We start from the raw sequence: 5114 nt of genomic DNA on the forward strand, positions 1-5114 counted from the left end.
GCCAGACCGTCCAGGTAAGAATAGAAGATTTGGCGATACTGTTTAGGGGATTTCGAATGGGTCAAAATAACCACCTCCGAAATCCTTCGGATTATGGATTAGTTCCGAGCTTCGGTCTGTCAAGTGCCATATTCGGATAATTTATAAACTTTTGGAGCAACTCCACTGCTTGTGTTAAAAATCAAAAAAACGAGGAGCGAATTCCGCATGGAAGACACTCCTTAACTTAACGACATTGGGAAAGTCAGGGAATTAAAGATTTTACAGGGCCTTGACATTGATTATTATACGATCAGCCAAGATATGAAAGCTGCAGAATTTTCAGAATTATTCGCTTCTGTAGGCTGGAAGTGTCCCGCGCAGGAACAGATGAGCCTTGCTATCCATAACAGTACAAAATCCTTTGTTTTGCGCTATAAAGGAAAAGCGGTGGCGACAATAAACTGGCTTGGGGATTATGGTATGCACTGGTTTATGAAGGAATTTATTGTAAACCAGAAATTTCAAGGACATATGATAGGAACTCTTCTTTACAGGTTTTCGGAGAATTTCATTAAAAGCACTTTGAAAGAAAACTGGAAGATCTGCATAAATCTGCGATCTTCTAAAGGACAGGAGGAGTTTTATCACAGTCTTGGCTTTCAAACAATGTCTGTTAACGAAACAGGCAGCGGAATGGAAAAGATGTTAGGTTAGGGATGATAGAGTTTTCTTTATTACATTGTTGTATTCAAACAGTGAATGAATTATTCATCAACAAATAAACAGAAGAAAATAATATTGGGAATGGTCGAACAAGCTTGTCCAAACTTATGGTTTATAAGATGACTATTTTGAGATTCACATGGTTTAATACCTGATCTGAATAGGTGGATGTCACAAATCATCCTTTGCCGCTTCTTGATTTGTCCATCCTGTGTGATTACAATGTTTTTTAGCAATGAAAGGACCGTAGCAGGAGATAAAGTCTTAGAGAGCTTCTGAAACTGGTGAAACAGAAGCGGCTGGAAACCTGTGAATTCATCCTGGAGCAAAGGATTAATCTCCTTCCGTCACCATACGGTTATCATGGTTGAAAGTGTGTCTGACAGACGAAGCAGAATGGTACCGCGGGTTTTCCCGTTTCTGCATTCGTCTTTTTTTATTGCTTGGTTGAAAACCGGAAAGGAAGTAACGATGGTTGATATGAATCAGATCAGAGAAGATGCTTTAAAGCAGATTGATGCAAGCGATTCTCTTGGCGAACTGGACGCTTTACGCGTCAGTCTGCTGGGAAAAAGGGGAAGCATCCAGTCTCTGATGAAAGAAATGAAAAATCTTCCAAAGGAAGAAAAGCCGTCTTTTGGGGCAGCTGTCAATGAGCTTAAACAGAGTGTATCTGAAGCGATTGAAAAGCAGAAAGAAGTTCTGGCCAAAAAAGCACTGAATGAAAAGATCGAAAGCGAAAAGATTGATATTACGTTACCAGGACTTCGTCCATCCCATGGAAATCTCAATCCGCTCAATCTGGTGGAACGAGAACTTGAAGACCTGTTTGTGGGACTGGGGTATTCTGTTATTGAAGGAGATGAAGTGACAACAGACTTCTATTGCTTTGAACGGGCCAATATCCCCCAGGGTCATCCAGCCCGCGATATGCAGGATTCCTTATTTATCGATAATGAAAAATTATTGAGAACTCATACCACGGCCATTCAGATGCAGGTTCTTGAAGAATCGGCTCCAAACCCAATCAAAGTTGTCTGTCCGGGTAAGGTGTATCGTCGTGACGATGATGATGCCACTCATTCTCATCAGTTCATGCAGATGGAAGGGTTGGTTATCGGTGAAAACGTCCCATTATCCGATTTAAAGGGAACTCTTGAATTTGTAGCCCGCAAGATGTTTGGTAAGGATCGTGAAATTCGTTTCCGTCCTTCTTACTTTCCTTTTACAGAACCATCCGTTGAAGTGGATGTTACCTGCCATATGTGTAATGGAAAGGGCTGTCCAACCTGTAAGGGAACGGGATGGATTGAAATTTTGGGAGCTGGTGAAGTTCATCCGAATGTATTGCGAATGGCTGGCTATGATCCAGACAAGATGAATGGTTTTGCATTTGGAGTTGGTCTTGAGCGAATTGCCATGCTTAAGTATGGAATTGATGATATTCGACACTTCTATACCAATGATCGCCGGTTCAATGAAACCTTTGACAGGTTTGACTAGAAAGAGAGAGGATGGAACATGAAAATATCTAAAAAATGGCTTGAACAGTACATGGATCTTTCCGATCTCTCAATGAATGAGATCGCAAATCGAATTACAGATGCTGGTTTTGAGGTCGAAGAAGTGACTCCAATGTCCAGTGCGACCAATCTGGTCATTGGTCAGGTTGAAACCTGCCAACCTCATCCAGATTCGGATCACCTTCATATCACAACAGTGAATGTTGGGGATGAAGTTTTAAATATTGTCTGCGGCGCACCAAATGTCGCGGCCGGCCAGAAAGTAATTGTCGCGAAGGCTGGCGCCAGGCTGCCTGGTGGAGAAATCAAGCGCGGAATGATTCGCAATCAGGAATCGAATGGAATGATCTGTGCCTTGTTTGAACTGGGCGTTGATAAGCATCTGCTGACTCAGCAGCAGCTTGACGGCATTGAAATTCTGCCTGAAGATGCCCCCATTGGAAATACAGATCCCTTAGGATATCTTGGTTATGATGATGTGGTTCTGGATGTCGGGCTGACTCCAAACCGTGCCGATTGTCAGGCGGCCTTCAATATGGCTCTTGAAACTGGTGCCATCTTAGACCGTGAAGTTCATCTGCCTGAATATGAAGGAGCGGCTGATGCTGGAAGTGATACACCAACCAATCTGAAAGTTGTTTCTGAGACTGAAGGCTGCCCTCATTTTTACGGCAAGAAGATCGGTTCTGTAGTCATTAAGGAATCTCCGAAATGGATGAAGGAACTTCTGCGGGCTTCGGGCATGCATTCTATTAATAATGTCGTTGATATTTCGAATATTGTGATGCTTGAAACCGGACAGCCCATGCATTTCTATGATGCTAGAGCCATTCATAATGATGAAATTACCGTAAAGCAGGGCTTTAATGAAGGATACACCGCTTTAGATGGTGAAGAATATCAGCTCAGGGAAAATGATCTGGTGATCACCAATCAGGGCAAGCCCATCGGTATTGCGGGCATCATGGGTGGAGATGACTCCAAAATCGAAGACGATACAACATCCCTGATTATTGAATGCGCTTCTTTTGATCCGATCTGTATCCGAACCACCGCAAGAAGACTTTCGCTGAGCACTGAATCTTCGATTCGTTATCAGAAGGGAATTGAGCCTCTGGCCGCCAGAAAAGCCCTCGACCGCGCAGTCGATTTATTAATCGAATACGCCGATGCCAAAGATATTGAAAAGACTGTTGAATTTGGTTCTGATCAGTACTCGCCAACAGTTATTACAGTAGATGCCGAAAGAATCAATAAACGTTTAGGTACAGATTTTGAAGTGAGTGAAATCGTGGATATCTTCGATCGTCTTCACTTTGAACCCAAAGAAGAAAATGGAACCATCACTGTAACCATCCCTTCTTATCGTCCGGATATGGAAGGTCTGGCTGATCTTTCTGAAGAAGTCATCCGTATCGCCGGATATGATCGTCTTCCTTCTACACTGCCATTAATGGAAATGACAGAAGGAAAACTCGATGAAGCACAGAAGATGAAACGGAAGGTAGCAGATATCCTGTTGGAAAACGGTCTTCAGGATACAGTGACTTATACTCTGATCAGCGATGATAAACATCAGGATGCCATTTTAAGCGCAGGAGAGGCTTATGTTCTTTCAACTCCTCTTTCAGAAGAAAGAAAGATCATTCGCACTTCCATCCTGCCTTCATTACTTGAAACAGCTGCTTATAATCTTTCGAGAAACATGAAAGATGCTGCGCTGTTTGAAATTTCTGATCTATCAAGCAGGAACAACCCGCAAAGGCATCTTGCGATTGTTATGAAGGGAACGCTGGAACATCTGCGCTGGGCAGGATATGAAAAGAATGCTGATTTCTATACTTTAAAAGGTTTGATTGAAGAAATCATTGAACGTTTAGGAATCAATCTCAACCGAATTTCCTTTAAAGCAAACCAGTCTGATCAGGAACACTTCCATCCGTATCGTTCGGCTGAAATTTACATGGGAAAAGAAAAGATCGGTATGATGGGAGAAATTCATCCAACCTATGGTGAAAAGATGAAAACAGGGGCTGTCGTAATGGCCGAACTGAATCTTTCAACAATTCTGAAAGCGAAAAAATCGAAAATCCGATTCTCGCCAATTTCACGCTATCCATCCGTTTCGAGAGATCTCGCGCTTGTCATGAAAAAGGATGTTCCTGCTGGCATGATTACAAACATCATTTTCCGCTCCGGTAAAGCTGGTAAGGAAAATATTGTCCGTGATGCCGAAATCTTTGATGTCTATTCCGGAGAACACGTCAAGGAAGATGAAGTTTCACTTGCGGTAAATATTACTTTCCAGTCCGATTCACGCACTCTTTCTGAAGCGGATATTAATGAAGCAACCGACAGGATTCTGGCTGAAATTGAAAAGAAAACCAAAGCGACCTTACGCGGATAATTTCGAGATCTTTATGATCCGAAATTTGATCAGATGATTTAGAGTCCGAATTTATAAACAAATAAGCCATTCAGAACATAAAACAGACTGTTCCTGAATGGCTTTTTTCTGTAATCGAAAACCTGCCAGGTTTTCATGCCAGAATCCCGATTCATCGTAAGTTCTTTATATTTGACGGGGTTAAATCCTCCAGTAACTGTTGGTAGATTGTCTACAACGAAACTGGAGGATTTTTCATTATGCCGAATTACCATTATGCACCAACTCGAAAAGGAAACCGGGAGTTCTGGACCAGACAGGTTCAGGCTTATCACCTCTCCGGCCTTTCTCAGAAGGAATTCTGCCAGAAGAACGACCTGATCTACTCTTCTTTTGGCTACTGGAAACGAAGACTGGAAAGCTCTGCGAAAACAGAAGGGATAGAGTTTGTGGAGATTGATGCCGCTGCCATCTCTGACAATTCTGCCGCTGTTACTCGG

4 protein-coding genes are annotated in these 5114 nt (G+C 42.5%); all 4 read left to right on the top strand.

Going from position 1 to position 5114, the window contains the following annotated elements; all coding sequences use genetic code 11:
* Positions 1-303 precede the first annotated feature (303 nt).
* Complete coding sequence (locus tag BO222_RS03110) at positions 304-696, top strand: GNAT family N-acetyltransferase (protein WP_083647650.1); 393 nt, start codon at positions 304-306, stop codon at positions 694-696.
* 480 nt (positions 697-1176) lie between these two features.
* A complete protein-coding gene (gene pheS, locus BO222_RS03120) occupies positions 1177-2208 on the top strand; it encodes a phenylalanine--tRNA ligase subunit alpha (protein WP_075818242.1) in 1032 nt (343 codons plus the stop codon).
* Positions 2209-2226: 18 nt separating this feature from the next.
* On the top strand, positions 2227-4635 hold the full coding sequence (gene pheT / locus BO222_RS03125; protein ID WP_075818240.1) for a phenylalanine--tRNA ligase subunit beta: 2409 nt from the start codon (positions 2227-2229) through the stop codon (positions 4633-4635).
* Positions 4636-4874: 239 nt separating this feature from the next.
* The coding region (gene tnpA / locus BO222_RS03130; protein WP_198931984.1) for an IS66 family insertion sequence element accessory protein TnpA at positions 4875-5114 on the top strand (240 nt) is incomplete at its 3' end.

It is taken from the genome of Ileibacterium valens (assembly GCF_001945525.1).
Taxonomy (GTDB): Bacteria; Bacillota_I; Bacilli_A; order Erysipelotrichales; family Erysipelotrichaceae; genus Ileibacterium; species Ileibacterium valens.